At 64.3% G+C, this 15,593-nt stretch carries 16 protein-coding genes; 3 read left to right on the top strand and 13 right to left on the bottom strand.

Annotation, left to right across the window (positions count from 1 at the left end):
* Window positions 1-39: 39 nt before the first annotated feature.
* Complete coding sequence (locus C7G42_RS05860; RefSeq protein WP_106948066.1) at window positions 40-684, bottom strand: YqgE/AlgH family protein; 645 nt, start codon at window positions 682-684, stop codon at window positions 40-42.
* Between the two features lie 142 nt (window positions 685-826).
* On the opposite strand from C7G42_RS05860, the gene C7G42_RS05855 reads away from it, so the two are divergent.
* The 3 genes from C7G42_RS05855 to C7G42_RS05845 all read left to right on the top strand — a co-directional run bounded on the left by C7G42_RS05855 (window position 827) and on the right by C7G42_RS05845 (window position 4,160).
* Entirely contained in the window at window positions 827-1,666 is an 840-nt protein-coding gene (locus tag C7G42_RS05855; RefSeq protein WP_106948065.1) for a protein-disulfide reductase DsbD domain-containing protein, read from the top strand.
* 112 nt (window positions 1,667-1,778) lie between these two features.
* Window positions 1,779-3,146 carry an oligosaccharide flippase family protein gene (locus C7G42_RS05850; protein WP_502694179.1) on the top strand — a complete coding sequence of 456 codons (1,368 nt, stop codon included), beginning with the start codon at window positions 1,779-1,781 and terminating at the stop codon, window positions 3,144-3,146.
* 189 nt (window positions 3,147-3,335) lie between these two features.
* Window positions 3,336-4,160: a sulfite exporter TauE/SafE family protein gene (locus C7G42_RS05845; RefSeq protein WP_106948063.1), complete on the top strand. Its 825-nt coding sequence runs from the start codon at window positions 3,336-3,338 to the stop codon at window positions 4,158-4,160.
* A gap of 144 nt (window positions 4,161-4,304) precedes the next feature.
* Here the strand turns inward: C7G42_RS05845 and C7G42_RS05840 are convergent, their stop codons facing one another.
* The 12 genes from C7G42_RS05840 to cysG all read right to left on the bottom strand — a co-directional run bounded on the left by C7G42_RS05840 (window position 4,305) and on the right by cysG (window position 15,517).
* The gene (locus C7G42_RS05840) at window positions 4,305-5,093 is read right to left on the bottom strand and encodes a 3-hydroxybutyrate dehydrogenase (protein WP_106948062.1); all 789 of its coding nucleotides are present in this window, start codon (window positions 5,091-5,093) and stop codon (window positions 4,305-4,307) included.
* 1 nt (window position 5,094) lies between these two features.
* Window positions 5,095-6,270: a DUF3734 domain-containing protein gene (locus C7G42_RS05835; protein WP_106948061.1), complete on the bottom strand. Its 1,176-nt coding sequence runs from the start codon at window positions 6,268-6,270 to the stop codon at window positions 5,095-5,097.
* A 78-nt stretch (window positions 6,271-6,348) separates the two neighbouring features.
* On the bottom strand, window positions 6,349-6,852 hold the full coding sequence (locus tag C7G42_RS05830; protein WP_106948060.1) for a CAP domain-containing protein: 504 nt from the start codon (window positions 6,850-6,852) through the stop codon (window positions 6,349-6,351).
* 88 nt (window positions 6,853-6,940) lie between these two features.
* Window positions 6,941-7,978, bottom strand: a complete 1,038-nt coding sequence (locus tag C7G42_RS05825; protein WP_106948059.1) for a sulfate/molybdate ABC transporter ATP-binding protein — start codon at window positions 7,976-7,978, stop codon at window positions 6,941-6,943.
* Window positions 7,968-8,879, bottom strand: a complete 912-nt coding sequence (gene cysW, locus C7G42_RS05820) for a sulfate ABC transporter permease subunit CysW (RefSeq protein WP_106948058.1) — start codon at window positions 8,877-8,879, stop codon at window positions 7,968-7,970. Before cysW ends, C7G42_RS05825 begins: the two co-directional genes overlap by 11 nt.
* Window positions 8,880-8,888: 9 nt before the next feature.
* Window positions 8,889-9,725 (bottom strand): sulfate ABC transporter permease subunit CysT, encoded by an 837-nt coding sequence (gene cysT / locus C7G42_RS05815; protein ID WP_199580666.1) that lies wholly within the window; start codon window positions 9,723-9,725, stop codon window positions 8,889-8,891.
* A gap of 36 nt (window positions 9,726-9,761) precedes the next feature.
* Complete coding sequence (locus C7G42_RS05810; protein WP_106948057.1) at window positions 9,762-10,763, bottom strand: sulfate ABC transporter substrate-binding protein; 1,002 nt, start codon at window positions 10,761-10,763, stop codon at window positions 9,762-9,764.
* 108 nt (window positions 10,764-10,871) lie between these two features.
* Entirely contained in the window at window positions 10,872-11,603 is a 732-nt protein-coding gene (locus C7G42_RS05805) for a phosphoadenylyl-sulfate reductase (protein WP_106948056.1), read from the bottom strand.
* A complete protein-coding gene (locus C7G42_RS05800; RefSeq protein WP_106948055.1) occupies window positions 11,600-12,115 on the bottom strand; it encodes a DUF934 domain-containing protein in 516 nt (171 codons plus the stop codon). Before C7G42_RS05800 ends, C7G42_RS05805 begins: the two co-directional genes overlap by 4 nt.
* Window positions 12,102-13,757 (bottom strand): nitrite/sulfite reductase, encoded by a 1,656-nt coding sequence (locus C7G42_RS05795; RefSeq protein WP_106948054.1) that lies wholly within the window; start codon window positions 13,755-13,757, stop codon window positions 12,102-12,104. The genes C7G42_RS05800 and C7G42_RS05795 overlap by 14 nt, the downstream gene beginning before the upstream one ends.
* 30 nt (window positions 13,758-13,787) lie before the next feature.
* A complete protein-coding gene (locus tag C7G42_RS05790; protein ID WP_106948053.1) occupies window positions 13,788-14,096 on the bottom strand; it encodes a DUF2849 domain-containing protein in 309 nt (102 codons plus the stop codon).
* Window positions 14,093-15,517 carry a siroheme synthase CysG gene (gene cysG / locus C7G42_RS05785; RefSeq protein WP_106948052.1) on the bottom strand — a complete coding sequence of 475 codons (1,425 nt, stop codon included), beginning with the start codon at window positions 15,515-15,517 and terminating at the stop codon, window positions 14,093-14,095. Before cysG ends, C7G42_RS05790 begins: the two co-directional genes overlap by 4 nt.
* Window positions 15,518-15,593: the final 76 nt, after the last annotated feature.

Here is a 15,593-nt window from a genome sequence, read left to right as displayed (position 1 = left end):
CAATGACGGCTGTGAGAGCGTCGCTGCACTCATCACCAACTACGCGTGCCCGGCCTCGTTCGAGAGCATGCCGGGATCGATGCCGATTTTGCGCAGGGCGCGTCCGTATTTGTCGTCGACGTCGTCACCGAAGATCAGATCCGCGTCCGCATCGCAATGCAGCCAGCCATTGCTCTGGATCTCGGTCTCGAGCTGGCCCGGCGCCCAGCCGGCATAGCCGAGCGCCAGGATGGCATGCTTGGGACCCGAGCCGTTGGCGATCGCGCGCAGGATATCGACGGTCGCCGTGAGGCAGACGCCATCGTCGATCCGCAGCGTCGCGTTTTCGATATAGAAGTCGCTTGAATGCAGCACGAAGCCGCGGCCGGTATCGACCGGGCCGCCGCGCAGCACCTTCATGCTTTCGGCATTCTCCGGCAGCCTGATGTGCTCGCCCTTCTTGATGATGCCGAGCTGCTGCAACAGCTCGGGAAAATCGATGCTGCCGGCCGGATGGTTCACGATGATACCCATCGCCCCCTCCGCCGAATGCGCACAGAGATAGATGACCGAACGTTCGAAGCGGGAGTCGCCCATGACGGGCATCGCGATCAGCAGCCGGCCGTCGAGATAACCGGCTGAATTGGGCAGCGCGGGCCCCGCGCTGCGGGTGCTTTCGCCCGTTCTCTTGCCTGTGGGAGCCATCGGTGAAGCACTCCGGTTTCAATTCCTATCCTGATGTCGGGCCGGGCTGCTGTCAAATCAAGGCTTGCAGGGACCGGATTCAAATGGCTCCATCACAAGCAATTCAATGGTTTGCCCAGGGGGGACCCTGTAAAGACGTATCATGCTCACAAGAGTTCCCCTGCGTGCGGCGATTGGCGTCGCGACAACCCTGCTTGCGTCGTCGCTTGCCATCGCAGCTCGCGCCGATGACGCTTCGCCGTGGCAGCGCGACGGACATTCCGCGGTACGGTTGCTCGCGGGATCGCGCAGCGGCGCGGTCCTGCTCGGCGGTATTGCATTCCAGATCCAGCCAGGGTGGAAAACCTACTGGCGCATGCCCGGCGATTCCGGCGTCCCACCGCGGTTCGACTTCTCGAAATCGGACAATGTCGAAGCAGTGACGGTGATGTGGCCCGCACCGCAAAAATTCGACGACGGCGCCGGCGGTCATTCGATCGGCTATCACGACCAGATTGTGCTGCCCCTGCGCATCGTCGCCAAGGCGGCCGACAAGCCGGTGACGCTGCGCGCCGAGATCAACTACGCGGTGTGCGAAAAACTCTGCATTCCCGTCGAGGCCAGCGTCGAGCTCGGCTTCAACAGCGTCGCCTCGACCGAGGACGCCAACTTGCGTGCAGCACTCGACACCGTGCCCAAGCCCGCCAATATCGGCGATCCCAATCCGCTCACCATCCGCGACGTCAAGCGCGACGGGCCCAAGAACGTGGTGGTGGACGTCGTTGTGCCCGACAGCGGCAACGTCAATCTGTACGTGGAAGGGCCCACGCCCGATTGGGCACTGCCGATTCCGGAGCCGGTCAAGGACAGCCCGGCTGGCGTGAAGCGTTTCTCGTTCGAGCTTGACGGGCTGCCGCCGGGCGCCAAGCCCGATGGCGCCGCGCTGAAGTTCACACTGGTCGGGCCTGAGAAGTCGTACGAGTTCAATACGAACCTGGAGTAGTCGTCGTCCTGACCGCAGGTGGATTGGGCAACGTCTCACCCAACCGAATCTTAACGAATGGTTGCTAATTCCCAGGCCTGCCGCAGCATGCGGGCGCCCTGGGGGACTGTTCGTGGCCGTGATGGATGCAGAACCCGCGACGACCGGACCGGCCGCGCTGATCGCGCGGCTACGGGCCAGGCTGACTGGCGGCTCGAGCGAGGCGTCGCTGACGCGGCGGCTCGCCGGCACCATCTTCATCATCCGCGTGATCAGCGCAGGCCTTGCCTATGTCTCGCAGGTGCTGCTGGCGCGCTGGATGGGCACGTCCGACTACGGCATCTACGTCTATGTCTGGACCTGGGTGCTGCTGCTCGGCAGCATGATGGATTTCGGCATCTCGGCCTCGGCGCAGAAAATCATTCCGGAGTATCGCGCCAGCGGCGAACAGGCGTTGCTGCGCGGCTTTCTCTCCGGTAGCCGCTGGCTGACTTTTGCGGTGTCGACACTGGTTTCGCTCGCCCTCGCCGGCATCGTCAGGCTGCTGTCGCCCTGGATCGACCCGGCCGAAGAGCTGCCGCTCTATATCGGCTGCATGACCCTGCCCGCCTTCGTCGTTGCCAACACCCAGGACGGCATCGCGCGCTCGCATGACTGGATGCAGCTCGGCCTGATGCCGCAATTCATCATCCGCCAGGGACTGATCATCTCGATCACGGGCGCTGCCTTTCTGCTCGGCTACCATCTCGGCGCGGTCGCGGCGATGGTTGCGAGCGCCGGCGCAGTCTGGATCGCGATGACCGGGCAGATGGTGGTGCTGAACCGCAAGCTGGCCGCCCATATCGCGCCCGGTCCCAAGACCTACGACATCGGCGGCTGGCTCGCCGTCTCGCTGCCGATCCTGCTGGTCGAGAGCTTCTACCTGCTGCTGTCCTACACCGACGTGCTCGTGCTGCAGCAATTCCGCCCCTCCGACGAGGTCGGCGTCTACTTCGCGGTGGTGAAGACGCTGGCGCTGGTCTCGTTCATCCACTACGCGATGTCGGCGACCACGGCGCACCGCTTCGCCGAATACAACGCAAGCGGCGACAAGGCACGGTTGTCGGCCTATGTCGCGCACGCCATCAACTGGACGTTCTGGCCGTCGCTGGCGGCGACCATCGCGCTGCTCGCGCTCGGCAAGCCACTGCTCTGGCTGTTCGGGCCGCAATTCGTGATCGGCTACGACATCATGTTCGTCGCCGCGATCGGACTCGTGGTGCGCTCCGCGATCGGACCGGTCGAGCGGCTGCTCAACATGCTTGGCCAGCAGAAGATCTGCGCGCTCGCTTATGCGCTGGCCTTCGTGATGAACCTGGTGCTCTGCATCGCATTGGTGCCGCGCTACGGCGGCCACGGCGCCGCGGCCGCAACCTCGATCTCGCTCAGCTTCGAGACGGTGCTCTTGTTCTGGATCGTGCGGCAGCGGCTGGGGCTGCACGTGCTGCCGTTTGGTAAATAGGCGGCACGGTTGCTCGCTTCCCTTGGGGAACGACTACTTCGCAGCGCGCCTTGGAACAACTGGAAACATCTTTCCATTTCCGACCGGCAGCACAATTTTTCTTATTCGACCCAAACGGTTGCGCCCCAGGGAAGGTTTATTCTACGTCGTGTTGCCCAACCGACGAGATCAACCTAAGATTCCCCGGATATGTTCGATCCACTCTACGTCGCTTCCGGATTTGGCGTCGGCCTCCTGGTCGGGATGACCGGCGTGGGCGGCGGTTCGTTGATGACGCCGCTGCTGATCCTGCTGTTCGGTGTTCATCCCTCCACCGCGGTCGGCACCGATCTGCTCTATGCCGCCGCCACCAAGACCGGCGGCAGCGTGGTGCACGGCTGGGCGCGCAGCGTGCACTGGCCGGCGGTGCTGCGCCTCGCCTGCGGCAGCATTCCCGCGAGCGCGCTGACGCTGCTGGTGCTGTGGAAGCTCGACCTCAGAAGCGATTCCGAGCGCAGCCTGATCAATCTGGTGCTGTGCTTCGCTCTGCTTCTGACCGCGACCTCGCTGATCTTCCGCAAGTCCATCATGGAGCGTTATCGCGGCCGTCTCGAACAGGTCGACGAGCGCACCACAGGGATTGCGACCGTCGTCACCGGCGTCGTGCTCGGCGTGCTGGTGTCGATTTCGTCGGTCGGCGCCGGTGCGGTCGGCGTCACCGTGCTGCTGCTGCTCTACCCTCGCCTGCCGATGGCGACCATCGTCGGCTCCGACATCGCCCATGCCGTGCCGCTGACGCTGGTCGCGGGCATCGGGCACTGGGCGCTCGGCGACGTCGATTGGGCGCTGATGGGCGTGCTGCTGATGGGCTCGCTGCCCGGCATCATCGTCGGCAGTTACAGCGCGACGCGGGTGCCGGAGACGGTGCTGCGGCTGACGCTCGCCAGCGTGTTGTTCGTGGTCGCCGGCAAGATCATGTTTGCGGAGTTGAACCTGTCGTCGGCGTTCGTGACGGCGCTGGCCTGGACGCATTGAGCGAGAACGGGAGCGGGCGCCTCGTTCTCGGTCTCGTAGGGTGGGCAAAGCGCAAGCGTGCCCACGCTCATTCTCGATCACCGAGAATGGTGGGCACGGCTCTAACGAGCCTTTGCCCACCCTACGGCACCTCGTTTCCGGCCCCTACTCCGCCGTCCAGCCGCCATCGATCGAGAGATTGGTGCCGGTGATCTGGGCGGCATCATCGCCGCACAGGAACAGCGCCAAGGCCGCGACCTGCTCGGATGTCACGAACTCCTTGGTTGGCTGTGCGTCGAGCAGCACGTCGTTGATGACCTGGTCGCGCGTCAGATTGCGCGCCTTCATCGTGTCGGGGATCTGCTTCTCCACCAGGGGCGTCCAGACGTAGCCAGGGCTGATGCAGTTGCAGGTGATCTTGTGGGTCGCAACCTCCAGCGCCACGGTCTTGGTGAGACCGGCGATGCCGTGCTTGGCCGAGACGTAGGCCGACTTGAAGGGCGAGGCGACCAGCGAATGCGCCGATGCGGTGTTGATGATGCGGCCCCAACCCTTCTTCTTCATGCCGGGCACTGCTGCGCGGATGGCGTGAAAGGCCGAGGACAGGTTGATGGCGATGATCTGGTCCCACTTCTCGAGCGGGAACTCCTCGATCGGCGAGACGAACTGGATGCCGGCATTGTTGACGAGGATGTCGACCGAGCCGAACGTCTTCTCGCCGAGTGCGATCATGCCGGCGATCTCGGCGGGCTTGGTCATGTCGGCAGGCGAATAGATCGCCTTGACGCCGAACTCGGACTCGATCTTGGAGCGCTCCTTCTCGATGTCCTCCGGCGAGCCGAAGCCGTTGATGACGACATTGGCGCCGGCGGCGGCGAAGGCGCGTGCGTAAGCGAGCCCGATGCCGCTGGTGGATCCGGTCACGACGGCGTTCTTGCCTGACAGACTACCCATTCTATTCGCTCCTTTTTGCCGGGGGCGCGGAGACGTCCCCCGTGAGATCGTAGGTCACCATGGTCTCGTCGGATTGCGGCCGCTCGAGCCAATCCTTGTGGCGCATCGACAGATGCACGTCGTGCACGCCGGCCTCCCAGTGCTCGACCATGGCGACATGCGAGAAGTCGTAATCCTTTGACGAGGATTCGTAGTTCTTGCTGCGATAGATCAGATGCACCACGGTGACGGTGCTTTCACGCGATACCTTCGCGAGGAATTCCACGGAAGGGTCGTTCTTGAGATAATCGGGCAATTTGGAAATCAGGTCGCGCACGGCCCTGCGGGCGTTGTGCAGCTGCTTGTTCTTGTCGGTATTCATCCGCGTGCGGCTGGAGAAGCGAATGTCCTTCTCGCGCTCGGTGGCCTCGAGCAGCGAGGTCGGCAAATCGCCGCGGGCGGAGAACAGGTCGACCTGGAAGATCAGCATGTCGCGATCGACCTCGGCATCGAGCACATAATCGAGCGGCGTGTTGGAGGCGATGCCGCCGTCCCAGTAATGCTCGCCGTCGATCACGACGGAGGGAAAGCCGGGCGGCAGCGCGCCGGAGGCCATGATGTGCTCGGGGCCGATGGTCTTGCCGAGTTTCTTGAACTCGTAATTGTCGAAATATTTGAAGTTGCCCGAGGTGACGCCGACCGCGCCGACCGACAGACGCGTCTTGAGGTCATTGATGCGGTCGAAATCGACTAGACGCTCCAGCGTCTTCTTCAAGGGCGCGGTGTCGTAATAGCTCTCGGCCTGCGGACTGCCGGGCGGCCAGAGCGGCGCCGGCGGAATCCGCGGCGTGAAGAAGCCGGGCACGCCGAAGGTCGCGATCAGCGCGGCGCTGGTGGAGTTGAACAGTTCGCGGCTGTGGTCGCTCTTGCCGATCGGTTTCCACGGCACCGGCGCGGAAACCATCTCCCAGAATTCCTTGAGCCGCTTGACGCGCGTCGGGCCATCATTGCCGGCGATGATGGCGGCGTTGACCGCGCCGATCGAGATGCCGGCGACCCATTCCGGCTCGAAGCCCTGGCCGCACAGCGCCTGATAGGCGCCGGCCTGATAGGAGCCGAGCGCGCCGCCGCCCTGGAGGACCAGGACGCGTTGCGCATTGGCGGGGATGCTGGCGGATTCCGGGCTATGATCAGTCATAACGAAACAATAGCAAATGGCGCGCCACCGTGGCGACCCTCCGCCGCGGCGTCAACGTATGCCGGGATCAAGTCTGGCTTACCGCTCCGTCGAGGCCAGGATCATGGTCCAGAACACCTTGTATTTGGTGCCGGGAGCATAGCTCGCCGCGATGCCCAATTTTGTGACACCGCTCTTGAGCATGTTGGCGCGGTGGGGTGGCGAGTCGCGCCAGCCGGAAAACGCTTCCGCCAGCGTGTGATAACCGGCCGAGATGTTCTCGACCGCCACGGTCGCGGGATATCCGCCGGCGGCCAAGCGCTTGGCCAGCGGCGCACGGACGTCGTGGTCCATCTTGTTGGCCGCCGCCATGGCATTGGACTGGGATTCGGCAAGCCGCATCAGGTCGGGGTCGATGACGACGGTGCCGAGCGCATTGTTCTGGCGGTATTGCGAGATCATGATCGCGGCCGCCTGCGCATCGAGCTTGGAGCCCGGGACCGCCATATCGGCATACATGGACGGCTGCTGCTGGATCGGCGCCTCATTGCCGGCACAGCTGGCGAGAAGCAAAGCAATGAGTATCGCGGCCGCAGCGCGCATAGAGGAGCCCCCGAATGAGGGGCCGTTGTTGCATACCAACCGTGGCTGAAAGGTGAATTTTGATGAAAATTCGACCCGACGCGACGGCTCAAGTGCCCGCAAATATCCGGTAACGGCGGGGCTCGAGGCCGATGCTGTCGCCGGCGTGCAGTTCCTTGTCGCGGGGGGTGTCGATCTCGATGGTCTCGCCGCCAGACAATGCGACCTCGGCGCGCTGCACGGGACCGAAATTGCGGACGTGCTGCACGGCGCCCTCGAAGGCGCCGCTGCCGGGGGGCCCGACCAGCATGTCATGTCGCCGCACGAACAGTTTTGACGCGCCAGGCGCAAGTCCGTCCGCCGCCAGCCGAAGCGGCCGGTCACCCAGCTTGATCACGCCGCCTTCGACCTGGACCGGCAGCTCGATGGATTCGCCGATGAAGCCGTGGACGAACGCGCTTGCCGGGCTTTCATAGACGTCGCCGGGCGAGCCGATCTGCTCGATCCTGCCCTTGTCCATGACAACGACACGGTTGGCGACTTCGAGTGCCTCCTCCTGGTCGTGGGTGACGAAGATGGAGGTGACGTTGATCTCGTGATGCAGCGAGCGCAGCCATTTGCGCAATTCCTTGCGCACCTTGGCATCGAGCGCGCCGAAGGGCTCGTCGAGCAGGAGGATGCGCGGCTCGATCGCGAGCGCACGGGCGAGCGCGATGCGCTGACGCTGGCCGCCGGAAAGCTGGCTCGGGTAGCGATCTGCGAGCCAGTCGAGTTGCACGAGATCGAGCAGTTCCTTGACCCGCGCCCGGATCGCCGCCTCGTCTTTCCGGACCGCACGTGGCTGCACACGCAGGCCGAAGGCGACGTTCTCGAACACCGTCATATGGCGGAACAGCGCGTAATGCTGGAACACGAAGCCGACATGCCGCTCGCGCGCGCCCTGCGCCAGCGCGTCCTCGCCGTTAATGAGGACTTCACCGGAATCGGGCCAGTCGAGGCCAGCAACAATCCTGAGCAGCGTGGTCTTTCCCGATCCGGACGGCCCGAGCAGCGCAACCAACTCGCCGCTCTCGACCTTGAGGTCGACACCGTCGAGGGCTTTGAAGCTGCCGAACGTCTTGACGAGATTTCTGACTTCAATGGTCACTTGCGTCTTCCCCTTCGTCGAGATGACGTTCCAGGACGGTCTTTGCGATCAGCGTGATCAGCGCCAGCATCGCCAGCAGCGAGGCGATCGCGAACGCGGCGATGAACTGGTATTCGTTGTAGAGGATCTCGACCAGCAGCGGCATCGTGTTGGTCTCGCCGCGGATATGGCCGGAGACGACGGAGACTGCGCCGAACTCGCCCATCGCCCGCGCATTGCAGAGCAGGACGCCGTAGAGCACGCCCCATTTGATGTTGGGCAGCGTGACGCGGAAGAAGGTTTGCAGGCCGGAGGCGCCGAGCGAGATCGCGGCCTCTTCCTCCTGCGTACCCTGCTCCTGCATCAACGGGATCAGCGCACGCGCCACGAACGGGAAGGTGACGAAGGTGGTGGCCAGCGCGATGCCGGGCACGGCGAACAGGATCTGGATGTCGTGATCCCTGAGCCAGCCGCCGAAATAGCCCTGCGCGCCGAACAGCAGCACGAAAACGAGGCCGGAGATCACCGGGCTCACCGAGAACGGCAGGTCGATCAGGGTGATCAGGAAGGTCTTGCCCGGGAAATCGAATTTTGCAATCGCCCAGGCGGCGACGAGGCCGAAGACGAGATTGAGACCAACTGAAATCGCAGCGACCAGCAAGGTGAGCTTGATCGCCGCCAGCGCCTCAGGCTCGGCGAGTGCGGCGAGATAGGCGGCGATCCCCTTCGAGAAGGCGTGCGTGAACACCACGACCAGCGGCAGCACGACGAAGACAGTGAGAAACGTGATCGCGATCGTGATGATGGCGATGCGCACGGCCTTCGGCTCGGTACGCAGATTGTCCCGCGTGAGGGCTTCACGTGCGCGGGCCCTCGCGTCGGACGAAATGAGCGGGCCTGAATGGGCGATCTGCATCGTCATAGTCCGCCCTCAGCGCACCGGAATCCGGCTCTGCGCCCAGCGCTGGAGCCGGTTGACGGCAAAGATGATGACGAAGGAGACGACGAGCATGACGACCGCGATGGCGGTCGCGTCGGCGTAGCGGAATTCGGACAGGCGGATTACGATCAAGAGCGGCGCGATCTCGGAGACATTGGGCAGATTGCCGGCGATGAAGATCACCGAACCGTATTCGCCGACCGCGCGCGCGAAGGCGAGCGCGAGCCCGGTGAGCAGGGCCGGCGCGAGCGAGGGCAGGATCACGCGGATGATGGTCTGCCAGCGGCTGGCGCCGAGGCTGCCCGCGGCTTCCTCGATCTCGGGGTCGAGGTCCTGCAGCACCGGCTGCACCGTGCGCACCACGAAGGGAATGCCGATGAAGATCATGGCGACGAAGATGCCGACCGGCGTGAACGCCACCTTGATGCCGAGCGCCGCGAGCGGCGCTCCCAGCCAGCCCTTCTCGGCGAACAGCGCGGTCAGCGCGACGCCCGCGACCGCCGTCGGCAATGCGAAGGGCACGTCGACGATGGCGTCGAACAGCCGGCGGCCGGGAAAGCGGTAGCGCACCAGCGCCCAGACGATGATGCTGCCCATGACGAGATTGACGCAGGCCGCGGCGAAGGCGAGACCGAAGGACACGCGCAACGCATTCAGGGTGCGGCGGCTGGAGAGGATGTTCCAGAACTGCTCGGGACTGAGCTCGAGCGATTTCAGGAACAGCCCGGCGAGCGGAATCAGGATGATGACGGACAGCCAGGTCAGCGTCAGTCCCATCGTGAGACCAAAGCCCGGCAATGTCCGGCGTCGTGCTGCGATTGCGCTCACCAGGCCCCCTGTCAACATCTCCAAGACAGCGCCGGATCAGTTCTTGTAAATCTGATCGAACACGCCGCCGTCGCCAAAATGTTCCTTCTGCGCCTTGGTCCAGCCGCCGAAGACATCGTCGATCGTGAACAGCTCGACCTTGGCGAAGGAATTCTCGTACTTCTTGGCGATTTCGGCATCACGCGGGCGGTAGAAGTTGCGCGCGGCGATCTCCTGCCCTTCCCTTGTGTACCAGTATTGCAGATACGCGTCGGCCGCGTTGCGGCTACCCTTCCTGTCGGCAACCTTGTCGACGATGGCGACCGGCGGTTCGGCGAGGATCGATTGAGACGGCGCCACGATCTCGAACTTGTTCGCGCCGAATTCCTTCAGCGCGAGGAACGCCTCGTTCTCCCAGGCCAGCAGCACGTCGCCGACGCCGCGCTCGACGAACGTCACGGTCGCGCCGCGCGCGCCGGTGTCGAGCACCGGCACCTGCTGGTAGAGCTTCCCGATGAATTCCTTGGCCTTGTCGGCCGAGCCATACTTCTTCTGCGCGAAGCCCCAGGCCGCCAGATAGTTCCAGCGCGCGCCACCCGACGTCTTCGGGTTGGGCGTGATCACGGCGACGCCCGGCTTGACCAGATCGTCCCAGTCCTTGATGCCCTTGGGATTGCCCTTGCGCACCAGGAACACGATGGTGGACGTGTAGGGCGAGGAATTCTGCGGCAACCGCTTCTGCCAATCCGCCGCCGTGAGGCCTTTGGCGGCGATCGCGTCGATGTCGTAGGCGAGCGCGAGCGTCACCACGTCGGCCTGCAAGCCGTCGATCACGCTGCGCGCCTGCGACCCGCTGCCGCCATGCGACTGCTTGACCTCAACGCTTTTGCCGGTCTCCTTCTGATAGGCATTCGCGAATGCCTTGTTGAATTCGGCATAGAGCTCGCGCGTCGGATCGTACGACACGTTGAGCAGGTTGATGTCAGCGGCGAGAGCCGCGCTTGCCCAGAAGAGCCCTGCAGCGAGCGGAACGATACGGCGCGTCATGTCCATCTCCATTCGCTTCACTGACGTCGGTGTCAGCGAAGGAAGGCGAAACTCGCGGCGAAACACGTTTGAGTCAACGAAACCGGATTTTCTTGTTCGCAGCGTGGCAGCGTGGCTGTGCTACGAAGTCTTCATCGTATGGATGCCGCATTCTGTCTTGGCCCGGCCGCGCCAGCGACCGGCGCGCTCATCCTCGCCTTCGGCGGTTCTGCTCGTGCAAGGCATACACCCAACCGACAGGAAACCGGAGGCGACCAGTGGATGACGCGGCAATTTGGCGCGGACGAAGATGGCTTCGAGTTCCTCGCGCGAGACGTTGGCGAAGGGGTTGAACTTCAACCGCACGCCATCGTCTTCGACCACGGGAATGTCGGCGCGCGCATTGCCCTGGAAGCGCTTGCGGCCGTTGATCCAGCCCGAGAACGGCTTCAGTGCCCGCGCCAGCGGCTCGACTTTACGAATGCGGCAGCAGGCATCGGGATCGGAGAACCAGAGCTCGCGGTCCGCGTCCTCGCGCGCCAGAGTCTCCTCTGCAGGTTTGATCGAGCGGACGTCCTTCAGGCCAAGCGTCGCGATCAACGTGTCGCGATAGACCAGCGTCTCCTCGAACAGCCAGCCTGTATCGAGGAAGATCACGGGGATCGTGGGGTCGACGTCCGCCATGACCTTTAGCAGCGTCGCCGATTCCGTGCCGAAGGACGACACCAGCGCCAGTTTCTCGCGCCCGACGGCCTTCAGCGCCCCGGCGATGATCTCCTCGGGCGAAGCATCGCGCAACGCGCGATCAAGCTCCGCCACGGAGGGCAGCGCGGAAACGGACACTGACGAAACCTGAGGCGCGATCGCGTTCACGTGCCGACACCTTCGGAATGACGCAACTGCATGCGCCGGTGCAAGGCCGTGATGCGGCCGTCGCCGGTGGGCTGGTAGAACACCGAATAACGCTTCGCGGTCTGCATGAAAGCTTCCGCGTCGGCCTGCTTCTTCACCTCGAACGAGTCGAAGCCCGCGCGCAACATGAACACGAACTGGTCGCGCAGCACCTGGCCGGTGGCACGCAGTTCGCCGCGGTAAGTGTAACGCTCGCGCAGCAGGCGGGCCTGGCTGTAGGCGCGACCGTCGCGGAAGGTCGGGAACACCAGCGCGACCACGGCGAGCTTGCCAAGATAGGGCACGAGTTCGCTGATGTCGCGGTTGTTCGGCCAGATCACGCCGACCTTGCCGGCGCGTTTGAGCAGCGCGTCGGCCTCGCCGATAAAGCGCTCGGCCGGCACCAGGATGTCGCCGCCCTCGGGCAGCGGCGTGTCGACGGCCAGCTTGACGAAGCCGTCGTCGGCGATCTTTCCGCCGTTAACGAGTGGCATAGACGCGCTCCTTGAAGGGTTCGACGCCGAGACGTTTCACGGTGTCCATGAACAGCTCGTCGGGCCGCTCGCGCAGCGCGAGATAGGCTTCCACGATGTCCTCGACGACGTCGGCGACCTCGTCGAACTTGACGCCCGGCCCGATCAGGTTCCCAAGCGCTGCGTTCTCATCGGCGCGGCCGCCGATGGTGATCTGGTAGACCTCCTCGCCGTTCTTCTCGACGCCGAGAATGCCGATATGGCCGACATGGTGATGGCCGCAGGCGTTGATGCAGCCGGAGATGTTGATGTGCAGCCGGCCGATCAGATTGGCCAGCTCGTGGTTGGCGAACCGCCGGGTCAGCTCCTGCGCGATCGGGATCGAGCGCGCATTCGCCAGCGAGCAATAATCGAGGCCCGGGCAGGCGATGATGTCGGTGATCAGGTTGACGTTCGGCGTCGCCAGCCCAAGCTTGTCGAGCGCCTTCCACAGCGCCGGCAGGTCGCGCTTGGCGACGTGCGGCAGCGCCAGGTTCTGCTCGTGACCGACGCGAATTTCGCCGAAGGAATATTTGTCGGCGAGATCGGCCAGCGCATCCATCTGCTCGGCAGTGGCATCGCCCGGAGGCGCGCCGATCGGCTTCAGCGAGATCGTGACGATCGAATAGCCCTGCACCTTGTGTGGGGCCACCGAGTTCTTGCGCCATGCCTCGAAATCGGGATCGGCCGCGGCCTGCCGCAGCTCGTCCGGCATGTGCGGCAGCTTTTCATACGCGGGATAGATGAAGCGCGAGCGGATGTCCTCGATCACCTCGTCGTCGATCTGGAGCGAGGAGTTGCGGATATGCTGCCACTCCTCCTCGACCTCGCGCGAGAATTTCTCGATGCCGAGCTCGTGCACCAGGATCTTGATGCGCGCCTTGTAGATGTTGTCGCGGCGTCCGTACTGGTTGTAGACGCGAAGGATGGCCTCGATATAGCTCAGGAGGTCGCGACCGTGGACGAAGTGCTTGATGGTTTTGCCGATGAACGGCGTGCGGCCGAGACCGCCGCCGACCAGAACCTCGAAGCCGGTTTCGCCCTTCTCGTTCTTGATCAGCTTCAGGCCGATATCGTGGACCTTGATCGCGGCGCGGTCGTGGTCCGACGCGGTGATCGCGATCTTGAACTTGCGCGGCAGGAACGAAAATTCCGGGTGCAGCGTGGTGTGCTGGCGGATCAGCTCCGACCAGATGCGCGGATCCTCGATCTCGCCTGGCGCGACGCCGGCCCACTGGTCCGAGGTGACGTTGCGCATGTTGTTGCCGGAGGTCTGCATCGCGTGGATGCCGACCTCGGCGAGATCGGCCAGTGCGTCCGGCAGATCCGACAGCTTGATCCAGTTGAACTGGATGTTCTGGCGCGTGGTGAAATGGCCGTAGCCGCGGTCGTATTTGCGCGCGACATGGGCGAGCGCCCGCAACTGGTTGGACGCCAGCGTGCCATAGGGGATCGCGACGCGGAACATATAGGCGTGCAGCTGCAGATAGACGCCGTTCTGCAGGCGCAGCATCTTGAATTCGTCCTCGGTGAGCTCGCCCGAGAGGCGGCGCTGCACCTGGTCGCGGAATTCCAAGACGCGCTCGTTGACCAGCGTGCGATCGATTTCGTCGTAAGCATACATGATTGAAGTGCCTTACAGCTCGACCTGCGATCAGACCGGCAGGTCGATTGTTACGCCGTCGCGGCGGATCTGTTCGCGCAGATTGCCCGGCAGGATCTTGCCGGCGTCGTCGACCTGCACCGGCGCGATATAGGGACCGATCGCGCCGACGTCATCGGCCACGGCCTCGGCGAGCAACGCTTTCGCCTCATCGGAGTTTCGCACGATCGCGGCATCGGTCAGTTCCACCGACCAGCCCTTGGCCGCGGTGCGATAGACGACGACGCCGTCCCAGGTGCGGTTGGCGGTCACGACGGAGGGACCCGCGATCTTCAGTTTCTGTTGCAGGGGGGAGGTCATTCGGCAGCATCCAGGAGGTCAGAGACGATTTGCTTGGGGGTTTGACGGCGAAGCGAGCCGGCATGCCGGACCACCTCGCCGATGATGAGAATGGCGGGACCGCCGCTGACTCGCCGCACAAGCTCGGGAAGGTCGCGCAGCGTGCCGATCGCGCCTTGCGCATCGGGACGCGTCACGCGCGCGAACACGCCGACCGGCGTCTCCGGCGAACGGCCTGCAGCGAACAGGCCTGCGCGCACTGCGGGCGCGGCAGTCATGCCCATATAGACCACGACGGTCATTTTGGCGTCGGTCAGGGTCGACCAGTCGACCGCTTCCGCATCGCGCGCCTTGTGCGCGGTCAGGAAGGTGATGCGGGTTGCCTCTTGGCGGTAGGTGAGCGGCACCTCGAAATCGGCTGCGCCGCCAAGGCCGGCGGTGATGCCGGGAATGATCGAATAGGCAACACCGGCCGCGCGGAGGGCTTCGACCTCTTCACCGCCACGACCGAACACGAAGGAATCGCCGCCCTTCAGACGCACGACGCGCTGACCGGCTTGCGCGGCCTCGATCATGCGCTGGTTGATGGCGTCCTGGCCGATGCCGGGCTTGCCGACACGGCGGCCAACCGCAACGCGCGTGGTGTCGCGGCGGATGCGGTCGAGAATCTCAGGCGAGACCAGCTCATCGTGAAAGACGATGTCGGCGTCTTGAAGCGCGCGCAGCGCCTTGATGGTGAGAAGGTCGGGATCGCCGGGACCTGCTCCGACCAGCGCGACCGAGCCTTCCGGCTGGTCGGCGCGCGCGAATTCGGACGGATCGGGAATCTGCTTAAGAGCCGCTTCCGCCTCGCTCCTGCGACCGGCGAGCACGTAAGCGCCGATCGGACCGTCGATAACGCGCTCCCAGAACCGGCGGCGCAACGGGAACTCGGCGATGCGCTCGTTGACGGATTTACGGAAGCCGCCGATGAACTCGGCGAGCTCACCGATACGGGCGGGCAGCAGTGCCTCGATCTTCTCACGCACGCGCCGTGCCACGACGGGCGAAGTGCCGCCGGTGCCGACCGCGACCACGACATCGCCGCGATCGACGATCGCCGGAAAGATGAAGCTGGAATGTTCGAGATCGTCCATGACGTTGACGGGCAGGCCGAGCGACTTGGCGCGAGCCGACATCGCCACGCCGACATCGCCTGCGCCGGCGCAGACCACAGCGATGACGCCTGCGAGATCGGCCGTAAGCGGATCCCCCGTCGCGATCTCGATGCGCGCCGCGTCCTCAGAGTTCAGACCCAAGTCCTGATTGCCATCGATCGCATGCACGCGGAGACGCGCACCGGCAGCAGAGAGCACGCGCAGCTTGGCACGCAAAAGCTCTCCCGCGCCGATGAGGACCACCGGACCGGCCTTGAGATCGAGAAATACCGGCAAGAACCGCATGCGATACTCGCTTCCCCCACATCCGGGGTTGACTGGAATTATTTTCTATATATGTGTCGTTTCGAGCGCGCAAAGA

Source organism: Bradyrhizobium sp. MOS003, assembly GCF_003020125.1.
Classification (GTDB): Bacteria; Pseudomonadota; Alphaproteobacteria; order Rhizobiales; family Xanthobacteraceae; genus Bradyrhizobium.
The sequence above is the reverse complement of the archived record's forward strand: the minus strand, read 5'-3'. Positions and strand labels throughout refer to the sequence as shown.